This is a genomic window from Flavobacterium sp. WC2509 (assembly GCF_052683105.1).
On record NZ_JBQZFG010000001.1, the window covers coordinates 1957775 to 1978867 of the forward strand.

The 21093-nt window shown below is 33.1% G+C and carries 20 protein-coding genes; 10 read left to right on the forward strand and 10 right to left on the reverse strand.

Going from position 1 to position 21093, the window contains the following annotated elements:
* Window positions 1-21: 21 nt before the first annotated feature.
* Window positions 22-1506, forward strand: coding sequence for a S41 family peptidase (locus ACUN3A_RS08215; protein WP_445550810.1), 1485 nt, complete (start codon window positions 22-24; stop codon window positions 1504-1506).
* Between the two features lie 114 nt (window positions 1507-1620).
* Here ACUN3A_RS08215 and ACUN3A_RS08220 read toward each other — a convergent pair whose 3' ends face one another.
* Window positions 1621-2214: a thymidine kinase gene (locus tag ACUN3A_RS08220; RefSeq protein ID WP_315198270.1), complete on the reverse strand. Its 594-nt coding sequence runs from the start codon at window positions 2212-2214 to the stop codon at window positions 1621-1623.
* Window positions 2215-2450: 236 nt separating this feature from the next.
* Between ACUN3A_RS08220 and ACUN3A_RS08225 the strand changes: the two genes are divergently transcribed.
* Genes ACUN3A_RS08225 through ACUN3A_RS08235 form a run of 3 tightly spaced genes read left to right on the forward strand, consistent with a single transcriptional unit; the run spans window position 2451 to window position 4579 of the window.
* Window positions 2451-3443, forward strand: coding sequence for a hypothetical protein (locus tag ACUN3A_RS08225; protein WP_445550811.1), 993 nt, complete (start codon window positions 2451-2453; stop codon window positions 3441-3443).
* 60 nt (window positions 3444-3503) lie between these two features.
* Window positions 3504-4220, forward strand: a complete 717-nt coding sequence (gene rsmI, locus ACUN3A_RS08230; protein WP_445550812.1) for a 16S rRNA (cytidine(1402)-2'-O)-methyltransferase — start codon at window positions 3504-3506, stop codon at window positions 4218-4220.
* Between the two features lie 11 nt (window positions 4221-4231).
* The gene (locus tag ACUN3A_RS08235) at window positions 4232-4579 is read left to right on the forward strand and encodes a HopJ type III effector protein (protein ID WP_445550813.1); all 348 of its coding nucleotides are present in this window, start codon (window positions 4232-4234) and stop codon (window positions 4577-4579) included.
* 92 nt (window positions 4580-4671) lie between these two features.
* Here ACUN3A_RS08235 and ade read toward each other — a convergent pair whose 3' ends face one another.
* Window positions 4672-6297 (reverse strand): adenine deaminase, encoded by a 1626-nt coding sequence (gene ade / locus ACUN3A_RS08240; protein WP_445550814.1) that lies wholly within the window; start codon window positions 6295-6297, stop codon window positions 4672-4674.
* 183 nt (window positions 6298-6480) lie between these two features.
* Here ade and recJ point away from each other — a divergent pair, with 183 nt between their 5' ends.
* Window positions 6481-8169 carry a single-stranded-DNA-specific exonuclease RecJ gene (recJ, locus tag ACUN3A_RS08245; protein WP_445550815.1) on the forward strand — a complete coding sequence of 563 codons (1689 nt, stop codon included), beginning with the start codon at window positions 6481-6483 and terminating at the stop codon, window positions 8167-8169.
* A gap of 10 nt (window positions 8170-8179) precedes the next feature.
* The gene (locus ACUN3A_RS08250) at window positions 8180-9445 is read left to right on the forward strand and encodes an MFS transporter (RefSeq protein WP_445550816.1); all 1266 of its coding nucleotides are present in this window, start codon (window positions 8180-8182) and stop codon (window positions 9443-9445) included.
* 97 nt (window positions 9446-9542) lie between these two features.
* Here ACUN3A_RS08250 and ACUN3A_RS08255 read toward each other — a convergent pair whose 3' ends face one another.
* The 7 genes from ACUN3A_RS08255 to ACUN3A_RS08285 all read right to left on the reverse strand — a co-directional run bounded on the left by ACUN3A_RS08255 (window position 9543) and on the right by ACUN3A_RS08285 (window position 15450).
* Window positions 9543-10298 carry a UDP-2,3-diacylglucosamine diphosphatase gene (locus ACUN3A_RS08255; protein WP_445550817.1) on the reverse strand — a complete coding sequence of 252 codons (756 nt, stop codon included), beginning with the start codon at window positions 10296-10298 and terminating at the stop codon, window positions 9543-9545.
* Window positions 10299-10322: 24 nt separating this feature from the next.
* A complete protein-coding gene (locus ACUN3A_RS08260; RefSeq protein WP_445550818.1) occupies window positions 10323-10775 on the reverse strand; it encodes a 6-pyruvoyl trahydropterin synthase family protein in 453 nt (150 codons plus the stop codon).
* A 207-nt stretch (window positions 10776-10982) separates the two neighbouring features.
* The gene (gene pyk / locus ACUN3A_RS08265) at window positions 10983-12413 is read right to left on the reverse strand and encodes a pyruvate kinase (RefSeq protein ID WP_445550819.1); all 1431 of its coding nucleotides are present in this window, start codon (window positions 12411-12413) and stop codon (window positions 10983-10985) included.
* Window positions 12414-12418: 5 nt separating this feature from the next.
* Window positions 12419-12907: an IPExxxVDY family protein gene (locus ACUN3A_RS08270; protein WP_445550820.1), complete on the reverse strand. Its 489-nt coding sequence runs from the start codon at window positions 12905-12907 to the stop codon at window positions 12419-12421.
* Window positions 12908-13022: 115 nt separating this feature from the next.
* Window positions 13023-13763 carry a ribonuclease III gene (rnc, locus tag ACUN3A_RS08275; protein ID WP_445550821.1) on the reverse strand — a complete coding sequence of 247 codons (741 nt, stop codon included), beginning with the start codon at window positions 13761-13763 and terminating at the stop codon, window positions 13023-13025.
* Between the two features lies 1 nt (window position 13764).
* Window positions 13765-15024 carry a beta-ketoacyl-ACP synthase II gene (gene fabF / locus ACUN3A_RS08280; RefSeq protein WP_445550822.1) on the reverse strand — a complete coding sequence of 420 codons (1260 nt, stop codon included), beginning with the start codon at window positions 15022-15024 and terminating at the stop codon, window positions 13765-13767.
* 189 nt (window positions 15025-15213) lie between these two features.
* A complete protein-coding gene (locus tag ACUN3A_RS08285; RefSeq protein WP_007137004.1) occupies window positions 15214-15450 on the reverse strand; it encodes an acyl carrier protein in 237 nt (78 codons plus the stop codon).
* A 176-nt stretch (window positions 15451-15626) separates the two neighbouring features.
* Between ACUN3A_RS08285 and purN the strand changes: the two genes are divergently transcribed.
* From purN to ACUN3A_RS08305, 4 genes are all read left to right on the forward strand, one after another.
* Window positions 15627-16196, forward strand: a complete 570-nt coding sequence (gene purN, locus ACUN3A_RS08290; RefSeq protein WP_445550823.1) for a phosphoribosylglycinamide formyltransferase — start codon at window positions 15627-15629, stop codon at window positions 16194-16196.
* Window positions 16197-16206: 10 nt separating this feature from the next.
* Window positions 16207-16686, forward strand: coding sequence for a ribonuclease HI (gene rnhA, locus ACUN3A_RS08295; RefSeq protein ID WP_445550824.1), 480 nt, complete (start codon window positions 16207-16209; stop codon window positions 16684-16686).
* Between the two features lie 75 nt (window positions 16687-16761).
* Complete coding sequence (locus ACUN3A_RS08300) at window positions 16762-17685, forward strand: PfkB family carbohydrate kinase (RefSeq protein ID WP_445550825.1); 924 nt, start codon at window positions 16762-16764, stop codon at window positions 17683-17685.
* A gap of 141 nt (window positions 17686-17826) precedes the next feature.
* Complete coding sequence (locus tag ACUN3A_RS08305; protein ID WP_445550826.1) at window positions 17827-19725, forward strand: amidophosphoribosyltransferase; 1899 nt, start codon at window positions 17827-17829, stop codon at window positions 19723-19725.
* Between the two features lie 733 nt (window positions 19726-20458).
* On the opposite strand, the gene ACUN3A_RS08310 is transcribed toward ACUN3A_RS08305, so the two are convergent.
* The gene (locus ACUN3A_RS08310; RefSeq protein WP_445550827.1) at window positions 20459-21070 is read right to left on the reverse strand and encodes a superoxide dismutase; all 612 of its coding nucleotides are present in this window, start codon (window positions 21068-21070) and stop codon (window positions 20459-20461) included.
* Window positions 21071-21093: the final 23 nt, after the last annotated feature.

Below are 21093 nucleotides of genomic sequence, written 5' to 3' on the forward strand. Positions count from 1 at the left end.
AATTAAACGATTGAAAAAATAATGAAATTAAAATATATTATTATAACATTGTTTCTAGGATTGGTCTTTACAGCTTGCAACAAGGATTCTGATTCTGACTCCAAGCCAGACGAGATTAACAATTTTGTTTGGAAAGCTATGAATTCTTGGTACTACTGGCAACCCAACGTTGCCGATTTGTCTGATAGCAAAATCGCTTCTACCACAGCCTATAACAATTTTATTAACGGAAAAACTCCCGATGCGCTTTTTTATTCACTCCTATATCAAAGAGGAACTGTTGATAAATTTTCTTGGATTGAAAACAGTAATGAGATAGTACATGCTTCAAAAATTGCAGAAGTCGAAAAAAAGGGTGGTTTTAGCTATGGAATTTATCCTAAAGATGCATCCAATATAAATGTAGTAGCCTTAATTAACTACATTGTACCCGGCTCACCATCAGCTTTGGCAGGATTGAAAAGAGGCGACGTTATTACAAAAATAAATGGAAGCCAACTTACTTCAAGTAATTATGACCAACTAGAAAACACGCAACTCACAATTACTTTGGCAGCAAGCGTGCAATTTACAAACAGTAGTTTAGTAACCACAGACAAAGCAGGAACTGTGACTATAACAAAAGCCGAAATTGACGAAAACCCAGTTGCCTATTACGAAAAGAAAGTATACGGAGCAAAGAACATTGGTTATCTGGTTTTTAATGGTTTCAAATCAGATTATAATGATGAACTCAATACGGCTTTCGCTAAAATGAAATCGGATGGAATTAACGAATTGGTTTTAGATTTAAGATACAATGGAGGTGGCTCATTAGAAACGGCAGTTGCTTTGGCACAAATGATTAACGGTAGTTTTACTAATAAACCGTATATTTATTTAGACTTCAATGACAAACACAATAGTGAAGATGGCTATGAAAACCTTTCAGAAAAAGTACAAATTTTCAACTTAGTTGATAACGAGCCAACTTTTCAGAGAGAAGAAAGTATAAACAGCCTTGCTTTGACAAAAATATATGTGTTGGTAAGTTTTCAAACCGCTTCTGCCAGCGAGCTCACCATACAATGCCTAAAAAAATACATTAGCGTAATAACAATAGGTGAACAAACCGTTGGCAAATTTGTAGGCTCTAACACACTATACGATTCTCCTGCTTATGGTTATACGTCCTATGCCAATCGAAGCACCAAACACAAATGGCAATTGCAACCTATTACTTTTTCATATTATAACAAAGATAAAGATGCAAATCCAGCGAAAATTACACCTGATTACGAAATTAATCCTTACAGTACTTTCTTAAACCTGGTTGAATTTGGAAACGTAAAAGATCCTTGTTTAAAGAAAGCGATCGAATTAATTACGGGCCAAACTTTACGAACTACAACAAAAACCACCGACTCCTCTTTGTCTTTTAAAATTGACAATCTTACTGAATTCAATCCTACAAATACTGCCAAAGGTTTGTATATCGAGGATTTTAGAAGATTAAAAAAACAATAAATAGCAACTAAATTAAATTTAGAAAATGAATTACCCCGAGCAGAGCCTTGAGGAATTCAACTGATTAAAAAACAAACCCTTTCAAAATTTAAAATTTTGAAAGGGTTTGTTTTTTTACTTCTGCTCCTCATCTTTCCGCATCGCATGATAATAAGCCGCACGACTCAATGGCTCATATTCTTCGGTTTCGCCAAGCATAACGAGTTTATCATTATCTGTTTTACGAAAACTGTAATGGGCTAAATTTCCTGTTCGTGTACATACAGCATGCACTTTGGTAACATACTCTGCTGTAGCCATAAGAGCTGGCATAGGACCAAAAGGATTTCCTTTGAAATCCATATCCAAACCTGCAACAATCACACGAATCCCTTGATTAGCAAGATCGTTGCAAACCGTAACAATTTCGTCATCAAAAAACTGCGCTTCATCAATCCCAACCACATCACAGCCTTGTGCTAAAATAGCAATATTGGCTGCAGCAGGAACAGGCGTAGAACGAATCTCGTTACTATCGTGAGAAACTACCATTTCGTCATGATAACGAGTATCAATAGCAGGCTTAAAAATTTCTACTTTTTGTTTGGCAAACTGAGCTCGTTTTAATCTACGAATGAGTTCTTCGGTTTTTCCCGAAAACATTGAGCCGCAAATGACTTCGATCCAACCAAACTGCTCTTTATGATTTACTGTGTTTTCGAGAAACATTTTGTATTTTTCTAGCTTAAAAAATGAATAGTTTTTATTACTTTGTATCGGTAATAAATCAATTGGGTAAACTTCTATTTTACCTCGTTTCAAAAGTAGATAATTTTTATCAATTCGGAAATTTGAGAGGTCTTATTTCAGTAATAAAATTGAAAAAGAAATTTAATCGACCTCACTCATTACCAACAAACAAAAATTTCATATAAAGCCACATATTCATTATAATTTCAAAAGTTATGCAAAAAAAACTAGAAGCCGATTTAATTAGCATTGCTCATAGAATTTTACAACTTAAAAATAAATCTGACATCAATCAGCTTTATCTGGAAACACAAAAATTATATGAAAAATTAGCTGTTTTACGATTTGTTGAAGAGCATTTTGGAGAAGCAAAACCAACTATTGGTCAAGCTGAAGTTGTAGAGAAAATAAATGAAGCTTTTGAAAATACAGCAATATCTGAATTTCAGAAACCTGTTGCAATCAGCGAACCAATTATTGAAGAATCTCCAGTTATTGAAGAAATAATTCAAGATGAAACTATCAATTCTATCGAAATTGAAGCTGTAGAAGAAAACATCATCGACATTGAAACAGAAGAAATTTCATCACCTGAAATTACTCCTGAGCCAATTGCAGTTATAGAAGAACCCGAAGTTATTGTTGCTGAAATTATCGAAAACCCAACACCAATTGAAGAACCAATTATTTCTGAAAAATTAGCATTTGCACCAATTGTTGATGCTATCGAACCAATAGTTCCTGAAACGCCTAAGAAAAAAGAAGCTATTCAAATCTCTTTTGATGATCTTCTTGGCGGAAATTATACCGATCCTCAATTTGTAAAAGTATCTCCATCTGATAAAAGAAAAGAGCAGGAAACTATTAAAACCGAACCCTCATTTGAATTTCAAAGAGAAACTATCTCACCTGCCACTCAAACAATTCTTGAGAAGGAAGAACCCAAATCGATTACTTTGAATGACAAATTAGTCAAAGAAATCTCTATTGGTCTGAATGATCGAATTGCATTTGTTAAACATTTATTTGGCGGAAGTAATGAGGATTACAATCGTGTTCTCAACCAATTGATAACATTTGACACTTTTCTAGAAACTAAAAGTTTTATTGATGAAATGGTAAAACCGGATTACAATAATTGGGAAGGAAAAGAAGATTATGAAAACCGTTTTATGGAAATCATAGAGAAGAAATTCTTATCATTTTAAGAGTCGCTATTTTATTCTTAAACATCAATATTTTTTAAATCCTCTCTTTAAGCAAGAAAAATGTCAAAATTATATATAGTCCCTACTCCTATTGGTAACCTCGAAGACATGACTTTTCGCGCCATCAGGATTCTTAAAGAAGTAGATTTAATTCTGGCTGAAGACACCAGAACGAGCGGAAAACTGCTCAAGCATTTTGAGATTGGCACACATATGTACAGCCATCACATGCATAACGAACACAAAACAACCGAAAATTTAATCTCAAGATTGAAAGCTGGAGAAACCATTGCTTTAATCTCGGATGCAGGAACGCCAGCGATTTCAGATCCTGGATTTTTGCTCACCCGAGCTTGCATCGAAAACGGAATTGCGGTAGAATGTTTACCTGGTGCAACGGCTTTTGTTCCAGCACTAGTAAATAGCGGTTTACCAAATGACAAATTTGTGTTTGAAGGGTTCCTACCTGAAAAAAAAGGAAGACAAACAAGATATCTAGAACTTGCCGAAGAAACCCGCACAATGATTTTGTATGTTTCTCCACATAAATTATTAAAAACATTAGCCGAGTTTATCACCTATTTTGGTGAAGAACGTACCATTTGTGTGTGCCGAGAATTATCAAAACTGCATGAAGAAAATGTACGCGGAACAGCTCGCGAAGTCTTGACCCATTTTGAAAAAATAGCTCCTCGCGGTGAAATTGTTGTAGTCGTTGCAGGAAAAACAATTGTAAAAGAAGCTAAGAAAAATAAATTCCAAAAAGAAGAAGAATAAATTTATAAATTATGAGCATTAATACCTTTTTAGACAAACTAAAACAAACACCAAACACCATTACATTTCCAGAAACTATCGCCGTAATCGAAGAAAATTACGATTTTACTCCAACAACTTTCGATAATGGAACACAGTATAATGCTGCTGGAGAAAACTCTGGTTCTTGCAAATTATTTGCTTTTGCCAAATTGCAAAACTTATCTCAAGCAGAAACATTAGCTTGTTTTGGAGCGTATTATTTTGAAGAAGTTTTAGGAGATCCAGAAGGAACAAACCACCAAAACATTCGCAATTTTATAAAATTAGGATGGGATGGAATTCAATTTGAAGGAGAAGCTTTGACTTTGAAAGCATAAGTCATTGTGAGGAACGAAGCAATCGCATTAAGTTTCAAAACTTGTGTTCTTGTTAGTGGGATTGCTTCGGTCCTCGCAATGATCAGATGTGGTTAATTCTCCACTTCCAAGTCAACAAAAGAAAAAGTATGACCACTGAACAATCCTTTATCGGATAACTTTAAATCAGGAATAACTAGCAAAGCCATAAAAGAAAGCGTCATAAAAGGAGCTTTCAAATTACTGCCCAATTCTTTAGCCATTGTATCAATTTCCTGATATAATTTTCCCGTTTCCCAACCGTTTTTATCGCTCATAATTCCAGCAACAGGCAAAGCCAATATTTTGCTTTCCACACCATTTACTGCACAAACTCCACCTCTATTTTTAATAATAAGATTGACCGCGTTACAAATTTCTTCATCCGAAGTTCCCACAACAACAATATTATGACAATCATGCGCCACAGAACTTGCGATAGCACCTTTTTTCAACCCAAAGTTCTTGATGAAAGCAATCGCAGGTTTATTATTTTCATAACGATTGACAACCGCCATTTTAAGAATGTCATTTTCTGTATCCGAAACTATTTCTCCATTAACTATTAATGATTTGTGATGAATTTCATTGGTGATTAATTGCCCTTCTAAAGCTTCAATAACTCTGATTTTTGAACCTGAACTGGCAACTGCAAAATCACTAATTTCCTTAGCAATGATGTTGAAATTATTTGGCGTTTCAAATGAAACATCTTCTATAAAAGAATTCCCATCTTTAGCGACTAATTCGCCATTAATATAGGTTTCCAATACTTTAAAATCAATTAAATTTTTGACTACGATAAAATCAGCAGCATCATTTTCTCTCAACAATCCCACATTAATATTGTAATGATTTACAGGATTTACACAGGCCGCCTGCAGAACTTTAAAAACGTCAACGCCTTTGGCAACAGCACGAGCACACAAGGCATTAATATGACTTACAATTAAATCATCAGGATGTTTATCATCGGAACAAAACATCATGTTTTCATAATTTTCAGGAAGTAAATCAATTAAGGCTTCGAAGTTTTTGGCAGCACTTCCTTCACGTATAATGACTTTCATTCCAAGTGATAGTTTTTCTTCGGCTTCTTCAAAAGTGAAGCATTCATGATCGGTAGAAATTCCTGCAGAAATGTATTTTTTAATAGGTTCGCCTCTTAATCCTGGCGCATGTCCATCAACTGGTTTATTGAAATGTTTTGCCCATTGGATTTTCTTCAATACCTCTTCATCGTCAAATAAAACGCCAGGGTAATTCATCATTTCTGCTAAATAATAAATATCCGGAGAAGCTAATAACGTTGCAATTCCATCCGAATCAATTACAGCACCAGCACTTTCAAAAGAAGTCGCAGGCACACAGGATGGTGCCCCAAAATGAAATTTTAAAGGTGTTTTTTTACTATTTTCAATCATGTAATATACGCCTGCCGAACCCAGAACATTAGCAATTTCGTGTGGATCAGAAATCGTAGCTACAGTTCCGTGAAGAACAGCAATTTTCGCAAATTCAGAAGGAACAAGCATCGAACTTTCAATATGAATGTGAGCATCAATAAAACCTGGCAAAATGTAATGTTGCACATTATGGTCTTTCTCAATTATAGAAGTAATTTTCCCATTTTCAACAATGACCTCACCAGCATAAATGCGTTTATTATGAATGTCAACAATTTGTCCTTGAATTTGCATATTGGTATGAATTTGAAAGATATACCCAAAAGTAACAAATTAAACTTTGTTTTTTAGGCTTTGAATCCTTTTCAGATTTTACTTTTTGATTAAAATTGATTGAATAATTGGCTAAATTATTTAGCTATTTTAAACTAAATTTGTGGTATTGCAAAAATCCTAATTCTCAAACCATAATTATTTATGCGCTGGACCATCAAACCAAAACCTTCGGAAGAAAAGGTAAAACAACTGAAGGAGGCTTTGAACGTTGAGGAATTTATAGCTACTCTATTAATACAAAGGGGAGTTGAAACTTATGAACAGGCTAAACAATTTTTCCGTCCAACTTTAGACGATTTGCATGATCCTTTCTTAATGAAGGACATGAATAAAGCGGTAGAACGTATTGAAAAGGCTATTGAGAATCAGGAAAATATTCTTGTTTTTGGTGATTATGATGTTGATGGAACAACTGCAGTATCGCTGGTTTCATCCTACCTAAAAAGCTACTACCCAAATGTTGCCACTTATATTCCTGACCGTTATGACGAGGGTTATGGAATTTCTTTCAAAGGAATTGATTTTGCTGACGATAATGGTTTTTCGTTAATTATTGCTCTGGATTGTGGAATAAAATCCATTGATCATGTCGCTTACGCAAAAGAACGAAACATTGATTTTATCATTTGTGACCACCACCGACCAGGAGAATTTTTACCCAAAGCTATTGCCGTGCTCGATCCAAAGCGTGAAGATTGCCACTATCCTTACGACGAATTGTGTGGTTGCGGTGTCGGCTTTAAACTCATCCAAGCCCTAGGAAGTAATAGAGAGCAAACTATTGAAGATTTAGTTTTATATCTCGATTTAGTAGCTACTGCAATTGCGGCTGATATTGTTCCAATGACTGGTGAAAATCGAGTTTTAGCCTATTTTGGATTACAGGTTATTAATGCACAACCAAGACCGGGGATTAAAGCATTAATTCATCAAGTAAAGAAGAAAACACTCGACATTACCGATGTCGTATTTATAATTGCTCCTAGAATTAACGCCGCAGGACGCATTAAACATGGTAATCATGCAGTAGAATTATTAACCGAATTTAATTTTGAACAAGCACAACAATTTGCTTCCGAAATTGAACAATACAACTCGGATCGAAAAGACCTTGACAAACACATTACCAAAGAAGCCCTTCAGCAAATAATTCAAAATCAGGAAGAAAAAAAATTCACAACTGTCGTTTTTCAAGAAGATTGGCACAAAGGAGTGATTGGAATTGTGGCTTCTCGATTAATAGAAACGTATTACCGCCCTACTTTAGTTTTTACTAAAAGTGGTGATAAATATGCTGCATCGGCACGATCAGTAAAAGGTTTTGATGTGTATAATGCTTTGGAAGCGTGTTCGGAGCATTTGGAACAATTTGGTGGACACATGTATGCTGCGGGAATGACTTTATTAGAAGAAAATTATTTGGCATTCAAAGATGCTTTCGAAAAAGTGGTAGAAGAAACGATCCATCCAGATATGTTGATTCCTGAAATATCAATTGATTGCGAAATAGATTTATCGGATATCACTCCAAAACTAATTCGGATTCTAAAACAATTCGAGCCTTTTGGTCCACTAAATATGACTCCAGTTTTTTTAAGCAAAGACATAAAAGATACAGGTTATGCCAAAACATTAGGATCTGAAGACGAGCATTTAAAGTTGTTTGTAAAACAAAACAACTCCGAAGGTCTTACTGCTATAGGTTTTGGACTAGGAAATAGAAAAGACATAACAGCCGATCAAAAAAAATTCGATGCTCTATATTGCATTGATGAAAACGAATGGAATGATAAAGTTTCCGTTCAATTACGATTAAAAGACATTAAATAATTTAGAATTTATGAAGAAGAATGACCCTTATGCTGCCTTGAGATTTAAAGAATTCAACACCTTTTTACTGATCCGTTTCGCTATGGTTTTTGCATGGTCAATGCAATTTGTTATCATCGAATGGGAAGTTTACAGAATTACAAACAGCGCTTTATCACTTGGAATTATTGGCCTAATGGAAATCATTCCAGCCATTGCAATGGCATTATTTGCAGGACATATAGTGGATCAAAATGAAAAAAAAGGGCTTTTGTTCAAGTGTATTTTGGGGTTTTCAGTAATTAGTCTTGGGTTATTTTTAATCACTTGGCCTGTGGTTACAACTGGATTGTCAACAACAGCTATTTTATATGTTATTTACTTCTTAGTATTCTTAGGAGGTATTGTTCGTTCTTTTTTAGGACCGACAGTGTTTTCCCTTTTAGCTTTAATTGTTCCGAAAAAAGCGTATTCAAATGCAGCAACATGGAGTAGCTCAGTTTGGCAGGTAGGGTCTGTGATTGGACCTGCAGTAGCTGGTTTCTCAATACATTTAATCGGTGTTCACTGGTCAATGTGTAGTGTATTTGCCTGCTCTCTTTTTGCCTTATTAATTTTAACTCAAATTGAAAAGAAACCTATCTTAAATCCAAAAATAGGAGAACCAGTTATTCAAAGTTTAAAAGAAGGAGTCAAATTTGTTTTCACTAACAAAACCATTTTAGGCGCTTTAACTCTCGATATGGCAGCAGTTTTGTTTGGAGGGGCTGTCGCTTTATTACCCATTTTTGCTTTAGATATTTTAAAAGTAGGCCCAGAAGGATTTGGCTTTTTAAGAGCCGCTCCAGCAGTTGGAGCGATAATAACGATGTTTTTTGCTGCTTATGTTCCTTTGAATAAAAATGCAGGTATGAAACTATTAACTGCAATCTTTTTATTTGGAGTATGTATTATAATATTTGGACTTTCAACAAGCTTTTGGATTTCGCTAGCAGCACTATTTTTTAGTGGCGTAGTCGATGGTATCTCGATGGTTATTCGACAAACCATTTTGCAAATTAAAACTCCTGATCACATGCGAGGACGTGTAGCCTCTGTAAATTCGATATTCGTAGGGTCATCCAATGAGCTAGGTGCTTTTGAAAGTGGATTAACAGCAAAACTTATGGGAACTGTTACTGCTGTAGTATTTGGTGGTAGTATGACACTTATTATTGTACTTTTTACTGGATTAATTTCTCCTGAATTTAGAAAATTAGATCTACGAAAAGATTTGGAAGAACACGAAAATCATTAGTAAAAAAAATAAACCGCAGTTTCGCAGATTTATAATTTGCGAATCTCTGCGGTAAAAAATTTGAGCCTCAAGGCAAATACGTTAAAGTAAATCGTTTTTAATCAAACGTTTTCACTTCGAAAGTATTTCCATCAAAAACACCGTAAGTAAAATAAGAAATCCAGTCGCCTAGATTAACGTATTCTGAATTTTCACCAACTGATTTAATCATTGGCAAATGACGATGTCCGAAAACAAAATAATTATAGTGTTTCGTTTCTAACTTGCGCTTGGCATAAAGTATAAGCCACTCATTTTCATCTCCCAAAAATTTCACATCTTCGGAACCTGAAATGAGTTTGTTTTTTACCGAAAGATGTTGTGCCAATTTAACGCCAATATCTGGATGAAGCCAACGATATAGCCATTTTGAAAATGGATTAGTAAACACTTTTTTCATGCGTTTATACCCTTTATCTCCAGGACCTTTTCCGTCGCCATGACCAATTAAAAATGTTTTATTAGCAAAAGTAAATTCTTTATTATCGTGATAAACGGGAATATTCAATTCGGTTTCAAAATAATCGGCCATCCATAAATCATGATTTCCAACAAAGAAATAAATTGGGATTCCACTGTCGCGGATTTCGGCTAATTTGCCTAAAACACGAATAAAACCTTTAGGAACAACTGTTTTATATTCGAACCAAAAATCAAATAAATCACCCAGAAGAAATATAACTTCGGCATCTTTTTTTACCTCATCAAGCCAAGCGACAAATTTTTGCTCTCTTGGAAAACTCAATTCTGGAGTTGGCGCTCCAAAATGCTGATCTGAAGCGAAATATATTTTTTTATTAGGAGCGATTTCCATAAAGGTGAAATAGTTTTTTTTTAATTACAGATTATCACTAGCAAACCATTCAGCAAATGAAGATTCAGTTTCTTGTAATTTTAAAGAAAAAAGTTTAATATTTTCAGGTAAACGACGAATGATTCTTTGAGAAAAATCGATAACCATATTTTCACTAGTAGGCTGATAGTCTACCAATATTACATGATGTCCACGAGATTTTAGTTCGTTTGCCAATTCAATATGAGGAGTAGTTTCATTAAAAACAGTAGCATGATCAAATTGATCCACTATCTCTTCTTTTACGATTTTTTTCAAATCTGAAAAATCAATAACCATACCAAACTTTACATTATCACGATTGGTAATTGGTTTTCCAATAACGGTAACTGATAATTTATAACTATGTCCATGCACGTTTTTACACTTTCCATCATAGCCGTATAAAGCGTGACCTGTTTCAAAATTAAATTGTTTGGTAATTCTAATATTGCTCATTGAAGATTTATTTTGACTGCAAATTTAATGAATTAGCATGAGAAATGGCCATTAAAAGAAAGCCTTTCAATATACCTACACTATAAACCTTAAAAAATCAATACTTCTTAATTACAAAATATTACCAGTCCGACTTCTATATATAAAAAAAACCGTTTTGAATCATTGAAGAAACAAAACGGTTTTAAAGATATATTATACTAAAAGTTATTCTATTTCAGAAATTCTTAAGGTATTAACCATTCCTTTTTCAACAATTGGCATAGCAGCCAAATTGATTAGGAAATCTCCTTTTTTCACAAAACCTTTTTCTTTTACAATATTATTTACATCAGTAACAGTATCATCTGTACTAACTGATTTTTCATAATAAAAAGATTTAACTCCCCATAATAAATTAAGTTGGGTTAAAATTCTTTTATTAGATGTAAAAACTAAAATATGAGCAGAAGGTCTCCAAGCAGAAATTTGGAATGCTGTATAACCACTATTTGTCAAAGTACAAATTGCTTTTGCTTTGATAACATTAGCCATAAGAGCTGCATTCTGACAAATTGTTTTAGTTATAAAACGATTTGTTCTTACTTGTGGAGAGTTTTGAGGAACTTGAATAAGTGGAGAATCTTCAACCGCTTCAAGAATTTGAGTCATTTTTTGAATAACTTGAACTGGGTAATTTCCAGTTGCTGTTTCTCCAGAAAGCATTACAGCATCAGCACCATCCATAACCGAGTTGGCTACGTCATTTACTTCAGCACGAGTTGGAGTTAAACTGGTAATCATAGTTTCCATCATTTGTGTTGCAACGATTACAGGAATTCTAGCTGTTTTAGCTCTGCGAATTAATTCTTTTTGAACTAAAGGCACTTCATGAGCAGGAAGCTCAACACCTAAATCACCTCTGGCAACCATTAAAGCATCACAATAAGCAACAATTCTGTCCATATTTTCTAATGCCTCTGGCATTTCGATTTTGGCAATAATTGGAATTTTATATTCAGAGTGTTTTGCAATTAATTCTTGTAAATCTTGTAAATCTCTAGGAGTTTTAACAAAAGAAAGAGCAATCCAGTCTAATTTCATTTCTATTGCAAAAATAGCATCAGCAATGTCTTTTTCAGTCATTGCAGGTAATGAAATTTTAGTATTTGGTAAATTTACCCCTTTCTTAGATTTCAATTCTCCTCCTTGAATAACACGAGCAACAACTTCTGATTTTTTATCTGTTGAAACAATTTCAAAAATTAGTTTTCCGTCATCAAGTAATATTCTTTCTCCAGGATTAACATCATTTGGAAAATTTTGGTATTTCATAAATACCTTTTTTGAAGTACCTAATATATCTTCTGCAGTTGTAAAAGTAATCAAATCACCATCGTTAACAACAACTCCATCTTCCATAACCCCAACACGAAGTTTAGGTCCTTGTAAATCTCCAAGAATTCCAGTAGTGTACCCAAATTCTTCGTTTATACCGCGTATAATGTTGATTTTGTTTTTAACATCTTCGTAGTCTGCATGAGAAAAATTCACTCTAAATACATTTACACCTGCCTCAATCATGTCTTTAATGATCTCTTTTGTACTACATGCAGGCCCAAGTGTGGCTACAATTTTGGTCTTTTTGTTTGTAAGCATTTTTTTTAAAAAATTAAATTGTTTTTTGATTTTATCTTATTTATATCAACAATATAGTTAGTCGCTATTTGACCTATTGAATTCAGCTCACTTTGAATTTCCAACAGATTGGTGTCTTCTTCACTGTTTTCTATTTTTAAAAAGTAATTCACTTTTTTAAATTCAGGAATCATGTACACTTTTTTGGCTACTTCTATATCAAAATTTGTAAACAAACCTTGATTGTCTTCATTTTTTTGTTGAATGACCTTATTTATATTTTGTATTAAATCCCAAGAAATATCTTTTTTCTTTTCATAATAATGAAATCTAGAAAAATAAACTTCCCCTTCTTTATCAGTAATTTGAATTTCTTTGACAGATTTATTCAGATTTACATGAAGTTTTTGATTAATAAAATAAGCCAATCGGTAATCTTCTAATGCAGTATGAATAGCGATAAGACTATAGTCTATTTCATCAAATTCTTGAAAATCTAATTTATGAATTGCCATATTCATTAAAAAATAAGCTGTAAATATAATATATCTTAATTAGTAAAAGTACGCTTCCTAACTATGATTATGATATTTTATTAACGATAACGATGTAGTTTTGATAATCATTTAGCTATTTTCTTTCAATTTTTTCTTGGAAAGCAAAGTAAGCTCGTTGTGAGGCTTTTTCTTCTGCTTTCTTTTTTGATGTGGCTCTGGCTTTTGCTATGACTTTGTCATCAATACTAAGTTTAACACCAAATAAGCGTTGCCCATCAATACCATTGTCATCAAAAATATCAAAATGAAATTGTTTTTTTTCCTTTTGGCACCACTCTATCACAAGACTTTTATAACTAATTACTTTCCCTTCTAATCGAGTAATATCTACATAAGGAATTACAACACTTTTTTGAATAAATTTTTCACAATAATTATATCCTTTATCCAGATAAATAGCACCAATTAAAGATTCAAATATATTACCATGTATATTTTCTCCAAAATGATGTACTGGTACTTTGCTTTCAACAAATTCTATTAAATTTAAATCTTTACCCAATTCATTCAAATGTTCTCTACTTACTATCTTAGAGCGCATTTTTGTTAAATAACCTTCATCTCCAAGTGGAGCTTCATTAAATAAATAGGCCGCAATCACAGAACTTAACATAGCATCACCTAAAAACTCAAGTCTCTCGTAGTTAATAGGATTGCCTTGTATATCGATACGGTTTGAAGAGCGGTGGGTAAATGCTTTTTTATAATAATCTATATTTACTGGTTCAAATCCAAGAATAGATTGAATAGCATTAAAAAAAATCCCGTCTTCTTGAGAACGGGATTTTGAGAATATTTTTTTTAGAAAATGCATTTTAAGCTTTAAAATCTAATTTTTTAACCAAAACGCAAGCGTTATGACCACCAAAACCAAATGTATTACTCATAACAACATTCATCTCTCTTTTTTGAGCAACGTTAAAAGTAAAGTTTAATTTTGGGTCGATATTTTCATCATCAGTAAAATGATTTATTGTTGGAGGAACAATACCGTGCTTTAAAGAAAGAATACAGGATATAGCTTCAATTGCTCCAGTAGCACCAAGTAAGTGACCAGTCATTGATTTTGTTGAATTCAAATTCATGGTATAAGCATGTTCTCCAAAAACATGTAGAATTGCTTTAGACTCCCCGATATCTCCTAGTGGAGTTGAAGTTCCATGCATATTTACACCGTCTACATCCGTTGGCTCTAAACCAGCATCTCTTAAACAGTTTAACATTACATTTTTAGCTCCTAATCCTTCAGGATGTGGTGCAGTAATGTGATAAGCATCTGCAGACATTCCGCCACCTCCGATTTCGCAATATATTGTTGCGCCACGGGCTACAGCATGTTCGTATTCTTCTAAGATTAATGCCCCAGCACCTTCTCCTAGTACAAATCCGTCTCTACCTTTGTCCATAGGTCTTGAAGCTGTTTTTGGATCATCATTTCTGGTTGATAAAGCATGCATAGCATTAAAACCTCCCATTCCTGCAATTGTTACAGCTGCTTCAGAACCACCAGTTACTATTACGTCAGCATGACCAAGACGAATGTAATTGAAAGCATCAATAATAGCATTTGTTGATGATGCACAAGCAGAAACTGTTGTGAAGTTTGGACCTCTAAATCCATGTTTCATCGAAATAAGACCACCCGCTATATCAGCAATCATTTTTGGTATGAAGAAAGGATTGAACTTTGGAGTACCGTCCCCTGCTGAAAAATTAAGAACCTCTATTTGAAAAGTTTCCAATCCTCCAATTCCTGAACCCCAAATAACACCTACTCTATCTTTATCTAATTTGTCATAATCGAAATTAGCATCATTTACAGCCTGATCAGAAGCAACCATGGCGTATTGTGCATAACGGTCCATTTTTCTAGCCTCTTTTCTTTCAATAAAATCTTCTACATTGAAGTTTTTTACTTCACAGGCAAATTTTGTCCTAAACTTTGAAGCATCAAAATAGGTTATTGGTGCAGCACCACTAACACCATTAATTAAACCATTCCAAAATTCCTCAACAGTATTACCAATGGGAGTAAGAGCACCAAGGCCTGTTACAACAACTCTTCTTAAAACCATAACGTTTTTATTTTTGTTATCTTTTAACAAATAAAGCCCATGCTTTCTATACTATAAAAAGTAACTAAAAAGAGACATGGGTATTATAATGTAAATATAATTTGATTGAAATACAATCGAAAATTTAATTTTTCAAATAATAACACCCGATTTAAAATTAAAAAATTTCAGAAATCGGGTGTGTAATTATTATTTTTTAGCTTCCTCGATGTAAGAGATAGCTTGACCTACAGTAGCGATGTTTTCTGCTTGATCGTCTGGAATTTGGATATCAAATTCTTTTTCGAATTCCATAATAAGCTCAACAGTGTCTAATGAGTCAGCTCCCAAATCATTAGTGAAGCTTGCTTCTGTTACAACTTCGTTTTCGTCAACACCTAATTTGTCTACGATAATCGCTTTTACTCTTGATGCAATGTCTGACATAATCTTTTAATTTTAGAATTTAATTTGTTGGCAAAAATAAAACAACTTTATTTTAAAACAACTATTTAGTGAATAAATGTGTACTAAATTATAAAATTTATTTCAACAAAGATTTCTCAAACCTCTTTATTTTGGTTTTTTATTCCTTTTTTTGCATAAATTTTAAAAATAGAATTATGAAAAGAATACTGATATTTGCTTCTGGATCGGGTACTAATGCTGAAAATATTATAAAATATTTTGAGAATAGATCAGCAGGAACTGTTGTCGCAGTTTTTTCAAATAATTCTAATGCAGGAGTTCTGGATAAAGCAAAAAAATTGGCTGTACCTACTGTTATTTTTTCTAAAGATGAACTAAATTCAGGAAAAGTATTACAAAATGTTACTGAATTCCAACCGGATTTAATAGTTTTAGCTGGATTTTTATTAAAATTTCCAGATGATATAATTGAAACCTATCCAAATGCAGTCATAAATATACACCCTGCCTTATTACCAAAATTTGGAGGAAAAGGAATGTACGGAATGTATATTCATACAGCTGTAATAGAAAATAAAGAAATTGAAACTGGAATCACTATTCATCATGTAAATGAAAATTATGATGAAGGCAATATTATATTTCAACAAAATGTTGCTCTTTCCGAAAGTGATACACCAGAATCGGTAGCTGCAAAAATTCATGAACTCGAGCAAAAACATTTTCCCGAAATAATAGAAAAATTACTTCTTAATAATCTTTAAGTACTAACCATTGAATTACGAGGTACATATATATACAGACGGAGCGGCTAAGGGTAATCCTGGGAATGGTGGCTATGGAGTGGTTATGGAGTGGGTAGGAAAACCTTATAAAAAGGAATTTTATGAAGGTTTTAGATATACTACCAATAATAGAATGGAATTATTAGCGGTTATTGTAGGTTTAGAAAAGCTTAAAAAAGAGAACACAGCTGTTTTAGTTGTCTCGGATTCTAAGTATGTTGTAGATTCTGTACAAAAGAAATGGGTTTTCGGTTGGGAAAAAAAAGGTTTTACTGGAAAGAAAAATCCCGACTTATGGAAACGTTTCTTACTTATTTACAAAAAACATCAAGTAGATTTCAAATGGATTAAGGGGCATAACAATCATCCTCAAAACGAAAGATGCGATGAATTAGCCGTCATGGCAGCCATGCAAAAGCAACTTTCTATTGATGCTTTTTATGAAAAAGAAGAGGGTAAATTTTTATGAAAACTTTGAGTACTTCATCCTTTGCAATATTGCAACTTATGGACTATCTTTGCACCCTAATTCGAAACTCATATAATGAATAAATTATTGATTGTTGGAACAGTAGCTTTTGACGCAATTGAAACTCCTTTTGGAAAAACAGACAAAATTCTTGGTGGAGCTGCTACATATATAGGAATATCAGCTTCTTTTTTTAATGTTAAATCAGCGATAGTTTCTGTAGTTGGTGATGATTTCCCTCAAGAATATTTAGATTTATTAACTGCTAGAAATATTGATATTTCTGGAATCGAAGTTGTTAAAGGTGGGAAAACTTTTTTCTGGAGTGGATTATACCACAACGATCTAAATTCAAGAGACACTTTAGTAACAGAACTAAATGTTTTGGCTGATTTTCAACCAAAAGTACCTCAGGATTATAAAAACGCAGAAATTGTAATGTTGGGTAATTTACATCCTTTAGTACAAAGCAGTGTTTTGGATCAAATGGAAACTAAACCAAAATTAGTTGTTCTCGATACTATGAATTTCTGGATGGATTGTGCCTTACCAGAATTATTAGACATCATTAAAAGAGTAGATGTAATTACTATTAATGATGAAGAAGCCCGTCAACTTTCAGGTGAATATTCATTAGTAAAAGCAGCAGCTAAAATCCATACAATGGGACCAAAATATGTGGTAATTAAAAAAGGAGAACATGGAGCTTTATTGTTCCATGGTAAAGAAATTTTCTTTGCACCTGCATTACCATTAGAAGAAGTTTTTGATCCAACAGGTGCAGGAGATACTTTTGCAGGAGGATTTTCAGGATTCATTGCTCAAAGTGAAAACGTTTCTTTTGACAATATGAAAAATGCCATAATTTATGGTTCGAATTTAGCTTCTTTCTGTGTAGAAAAATTTGGAACTGAAAGAATGATTGATTTAAATGAAGATGAAGTGGTCTCAAGATTAAAACAGTTTAAATCTCTGACCCAATTTGATATAGAAATATAATGTTCTAAAGCCTCAGTATGAGGCTTTTTTTAATTAGCATAGTCGATATTTAAAATTTACAGTACGAATTTGCTTCGTATTTAATTTAAAAAATCAAAATAGAGACACCAATAAATACCAACAACTACAAACAACAAAACAATGAGCGACGCTTTAAAACACGAATGTGGAATAGCTTTAGTTAGACTTTTAAAACCTCTTGAATTTTACAAAGAAAAGTACGGGACTGCTTTCTACGGTATACAAAAAATGTATTTGATGATGGAGAAACAGCATAATCGTGGTCAAGATGGTGCCGGTTTTGCTAGCATCAAGATGGATGTAGAACCTGGTGAAAGATATATAAGCCGTGTTCGTTCTAATCATTCACAACCGATACAAGATGTTTTCAAACAAATTAATGAGAGAATAAGCGAAGAAATGGCTGCTAATCCAGAGTATGCAAATGATGTTACAAAGATCAAAGCAAACATTCCTTATGTTGGAGAATTGTATTTAGGACACGTACGTTATGGAACTTTTGGTAAAAATAGTATTGAAAGTGTACATCCTTTTTTACGTCAAAGTAACTGGATGCACAGGAACTTGATTTTAGCTGGAAATTTTAACATGACCAATGTTAAAGAACTTTTTCAAAACTTAATAGAATTAGGACAACACCCAAAAGAAATGGCCGACACCGTTACAGTAATGGAAAAAATTGGTCATTTTCTAGATAAGGAAGTAATGCAGTTATACCAAGATTGTAAGGCTGAAGGGTATTCTAAAAGAGAAGCTTCTCCTGTTATTGCTGAAAGACTTGATATTGCAAAAATACTAACTCGTTCTTCTAAAAATTTAGATGGAGGATATGCTATGGCTGGGCTTTTAGGTCATGGTGATGGTTTTGTATTTAGAGATCCTGCAGGAATACGTCCAGCTTATTACTATCAAGATGATGAAGTTGTGGTTGTAGCCTCAGAACGACCAGTTATTCAAACTGTTTTTAACGTTCCGTTTGAAAAAGTAAAAGAAATTGATCCAGGAAGTGCTTTGATTATCAAGAAGAATGGTAATGTTAGCATGAATCAAATTTTAACTCCGACAGTTAAAAAAGCATGTTCATTTGAACGTATTTATTTTTCAAGAGGAAGTGATGCTGAAATTTACCAAGAAAGAAAAAATTTAGGTAAATTAATTTTACCAGCAGTCTTAGAAGCAATTGATAGCGATACTGACAATACTGTTTTTTCATACATTCCAAATACGGCCGAAACTTCTTTTTACGGATTGGTTGAAGCAGCACAAGATTTCTTAAACCAACGTAAAAACGATTACATCATCGCCAATCGTAATACATTGACAGTAGAAACATTAAAAGAGCTTTTGGAGGTAAAAATTCGTACTGAGAAAGTGGCCATAAAAGATGCTAAATTAAGAACCTTCATCACCGAGGACAGTAGCCGTGATGACTTAGTGGCACACGTTTATGACGTTACTTATGGAGTAATTAAACCAACTGACAACCTTGTTATTATTGATGATAGTATTGTAAGAGGTACTACTCTTAAGATGAGTATTATCAAAATGATGGATCGTTTAAAACCAAAAAGGATTGTAATTGTTTCTTCGGCTCCACAAATTCGTTACCCTGATTGTTATGGAATCGATATGGCTAAATTAGAAGGTCTAGTTGCTTTTAAAGCCGCATTGGAGTTATTAAAAGAAAGAAATCTGTATCACATTGTTGATGAAGTTTATGCAAAATGCAAAGCTCAAGAAAACTTCGTAGATAGCGAAGTTATAAATTATGTTACAGCAATATATCAACCTTTTACACCACAAGAAATCTCAGATAAAATTTCCGAATTACTTAGTTCACCAGATATAAATGCAGAAGTGAAGATTATTTTCCAAACTGTTGAAGATTTACATATCGCTTGTCCAAAGAATTTAGGTGACTGGTATTTTACTGGTGATTACCCAACCCCAGGAGGTAATCGTGTAGTAAACAGAGCTTTTATGAATTTTTATGAAGGTAAAGATGCGAGAGCATATTAAAGAAATTTTCCGATCATCGGTTTTATAAGTAGTTCAACGAGTTTATTTTTAAACTAGTGATTATCAAAGTATATTTGCTATGCCATAATTTAGTAGGTTAAGTTTATGGTAGATTTGGGGCAAAAAGGGTGAAAGTAAAATTTCACCTTTTTTATTGGAATAAAATCAACTTTAAAATTTTCATTTCCTTCAAACAACTTTTTTACAATTAAAAAAAGCAATTAAACATGCTGAAAAACAGCATATTATACTTTAAACGATTTTAAATACCTTTAATCGAAAATAATTTTAAAAGAGTTTATTTGAATGTATATTTGAATACCATAATTTTTAGTAGGTTAAGTTTATGGTAGATTTGGGGCAAAAAGGGTGAAAGTAAAATTTCACCTTTTTTATTGGAGTAAAGTCAACTTTAAAAATTTAATCGACTTCTAGTAACTCATTTATAATTAAAAAACAACAACAAAACCTATTGAATATCAGTAAATTATGCTTTAAACGATTTTAAATACCTTTAATCGAAAATAATTTTAAAACAGCTTATTTGAATGTATATTTGAATACCATAATTTTTAGTAGGTTAAGTTTATGGTAGATTTGGGGCAAAAAGGGTGAAAGTAAAATTTCACCTTTTTTATTGGAATAAAGTCTCAAAAATGAAGCAAAAAAAAGACGAACAAACCTAAAGTTCATCCGTCTATTCTCTATATTTTAACGCTATTCTGTTCTAAAACTATTTATCTAAAGCAAAACGTCTAGATACTTCAGTCCAGTTAATTACACTGAAGAATGCTTCAATATAATCAGGTCTTCTGTTTTGATAGTTCAAATAATAAGCATGTTCCCAAACGTCCATTCCTAAAATTGGAGTTCCACCGTTACCAGCAACTTCTGGCATTAATGGATTATCTTGATTAGGAGTACCTACAACTTCTAATTTTCCTCCTTTTTGTACTGTTAACCAAGCCCATCCTGAACCAAATTGTGTAGCTCCAGCTTTAGCAAATTTTGCTTTAAATTCATCAAAAGTACCAAAAGAACTTTCAATAGCCTCTAATAATTCACCTGTTGGTAATCCACCACCATTTGGAGTCATAACAGTCCAAAACAAGTTGTGATTATAAAAACCACCACCATTGTTACGTACTGCAGCATTAGTTTTATCTAAGTTTATCAAGATATTTTCGATAGTTTTTCCTTCCAAATCTGTTCCTGCGATAGCAGCATTCAAGTTTGTAGTGTACGCGTTATGGTGCTTAGAATGGTGTATTTCCATTGTACGAGCATCAATATGTGGTTCTAATGCGTCATACGCATACGGTAATTGTGGTAATTCAAAAGCCATGATATAGTTGTTTAAATGATTTA